Genomic DNA, 2619 nt, shown 5'->3' on the forward strand with positions numbered 1-2619 from the left:
TGCGGATTTCGGTGAATCGGGACAGCGATTTCGGCAAGTCGCGGACAGGCATTTCGCTAAGTCGCGGACAGCGGGCTCGATCGAATTCCGCCAGCCTGGTTGCTGTTAGGGGTGATTGATCTCGTTTATTTCGGCGCTGGTCAAGAGCGTTGGTGTCTTCCGCTTCCGCATGCTGTCGCCTTCGAGCGTTATGCGGTGGGCGTTGTGAACAATACGGTCCAGGATCGCGTCTGCTAAAGTGGCCTCGCCAATCATCTCATGCCAGGCAGCCACGGGAAGTTGAGCCGTGATCAGCGTAGATTTTCGCCGATATCTCTCCTCAAAGATTTCCAGCAGATCGAGGCGCTGCCGATCGTTCAAGGTATGGGTTCCCCAGTCATCGAGCACCAGCAGATGAACGCGTGCGAGCTTGTCGATGAGGCGCGGGAAGCGCCCGTCCAGCCTGGCAAGCGCGAGGTCCTCCAACAATCGCGGCATGCGGACATAGAGGACAGAGTGGTCGAGGCGGGCCGCCTGGCGTGCAAAGGCACACGCGATCCATGTCTTTCCTGTTCCCGTCTGGCCTGTCAGGATCAGGTTCTCATTCGCCTTGAGCCATGCACCCTGCGCCAAAGACAGGACGTTGCGGCGATCCAGGCCCCGATGCGATCCGAAGTCGATATCTTCGATGGAAGCATTGGCAAAACGGAGTTTGGCGGTGGCGAGCCTGTTTGTCAGCCTTCGGTCCGTTCTGAGAGCGATCTCGCGATCAAGCATCAACCCCAGACGTTCGTCGAAGCTCAAATCATTTCCGTGAGCCTGCTCGAGGAGCTCGCGATAGGCCGTTGCCATGCCTGCCAGACCAAGCGCATTCATTTGTTCGAGTGTCGGATGTGTCAGCATCTGATGTCCTTTTTATTGATAGTAGGTTTTGCCGCGGATATTGCCGTGCGGCGGCGCCGGCTTCACGGTCTCGGTCATGGCCGGAGCCTGATCGAGACCAGATCTGAGAATGTTGGCGACAGACGAATAGCTCAGCGCGTTGATTACCAGCGCCCTTTCGCAAGCCATCTCCAGCCGATCGGACTCATAACGGCGTGCCAGGGAGAGAACGCCTTGGGCGGATCGGTAGCCCTGTTCGGGGTGCGGGCGATGACTGAGCAGACGTTCGATAAACGTCGCCGTGTTGATCCCGACCTTTGCTGCTTCGCTGCGCAACAAGTGGGGTGTCGTGTTCGCATAGCGCTGGTGCGCTTTGGGCATGTGTTCATTGACAGTGATGTGGCCTGAACGTTGCGAACTCCTGACGTGACTTGCGACACGTTTGTGATCCAAGAAGATCTCGACCGCCCGGTACGTCAGCCTGACATCGACCCGTCGTCCGATCAGCCCATGCGGCACGGAATAAAAGGTCTTATCGATCTCGATATGGTAGTCGGGATGCACCTTGGCGATCTTCCATTCCGCATACTCAAACGGCGTTGAAGGCAATGGTTTGAGCTGAGAGCGTTCGACTTCATCGAACAAAGCGCGGCGAGATTTGCCATACCGCCGCATCGTCCGGCTATTGAGGTCCTCGATCAAAGCGCTGATGCGGATATTGAGATCGACAAGGCTGAAGAACCGCTCGTTTCGGAGCCTCGCCAGGACCCACCTCTCGACGATTAGAACCGTCCCTTCAGCGGAGGGCTTGTCACGAGGATGCCGAGGCCGTGCCGGAACCACCGTCGTGTCGTAATGCTCAGCGAAGGCGGCAAACGTCGCATTCAGTGTCGGTTCGAACCAAAGAGCCTTGGCAACAGCCGATCTGAGGTTGTCGCAGATCGTCGTCTTCGTCACGCCGCCGAAGTAACTGAAGGCCCGCTGGTTCGCTTCGATCCAATCGGGCAGCTTTTGGCTGAAGCTGGCATAGGCGAACGTCAGTTGCGACGCGCTCAACACCGCGACATAGATTTGCGCTGCGCGGATCTCGCCGGTAGATGGATCGATGATCGGGATCGTATGGCCGGCATAGTCGCATTCCATCGCGACACCGGCAACATGACGGCTGCGATAGGTCGGCCGGGCTCGGCTTTCGTGATCGGCAAACCGGCCGCAGAACCATGTATAGCCATAGCCATTCGGGTGAGCTTCCCGGTATTCCTGCCAAAGCAAATGGAGCGTGACGCCCTTACGCTTCAGTTCGCTGGCCATCTTCGGCCAGTTCGGCTCGACGGTATCGCGTGGAGGCCGTCCCATTCGCCGGAATAGTCGATGCTCGAGAACGTCGTCCTCGTCCAGGCCCGGAGGTAGAGGCCAGACCGCAAGCCCGGCTTCCTTTGCCCGCAGCAGGTACGTCGAAACCGACGTCTTGCTGATCTTCAGCCGTTCGGAAACGGCACGTATCGACAATCCCTGTTCGAACGTAAGTCTCAGGATCGATCGGATATCCTTCACGTCAGTATGTCTCGCTTGCTTCCGCCTGGGCATCTTGTCCTCGCTCAAAACACGAGGGCAAAGTGCCAGATCGGCGCTCACGAAAATCGATCTAAATCCGTCGCTATAGCTGTCCGCGACTTACTGAAATCACTGTCCCGTACTTAATGGAATTGGTGTCCGCGACTTACTGAAATGCGTGTCCGCGACTTTGTGAAACCCGCA

General features: G+C 57.6%; 2 protein-coding genes. Both read right to left on the minus strand.

Annotation, left to right across the window (positions count from 1 at the left end):
- Positions 1-105 precede the first annotated feature (105 nt).
- Positions 106-882, minus strand: a complete 777-nt coding sequence (gene istB / locus I3J13_RS25520) for an IS21-like element helper ATPase IstB (protein ID WP_137004904.1) — start codon at positions 880-882, stop codon at positions 106-108.
- Between the two features lie 12 nt (positions 883-894).
- On the minus strand, positions 895-2448 hold the full coding sequence (gene istA, locus I3J13_RS25525; protein ID WP_196380674.1) for an IS21 family transposase: 1554 nt from the start codon (positions 2446-2448) through the stop codon (positions 895-897).
- Positions 2449-2619 lie beyond the last annotated feature (171 nt).

The sequence above is a fragment of the Agrobacterium leguminum genome (assembly GCF_015704895.1).
In the GTDB taxonomy this organism is placed as follows: Bacteria; Pseudomonadota; Alphaproteobacteria; order Rhizobiales; family Rhizobiaceae; genus Agrobacterium; species Agrobacterium leguminum.

Bases quoted from the DNA above. Each gene is read 5' to 3' on its own strand.
- istB (WP_137004904.1), bottom strand. From the start codon at position 882: ATGCTGACACATCCGACACTCGAACAAATGAATGCGCTTGGTCTGGCA.
- istA (WP_196380674.1), bottom strand. From the start codon at position 2,448: ATGCCCAGGCGGAAGCAAGCGAGACATACTGACGTGAAGGATATCCGA.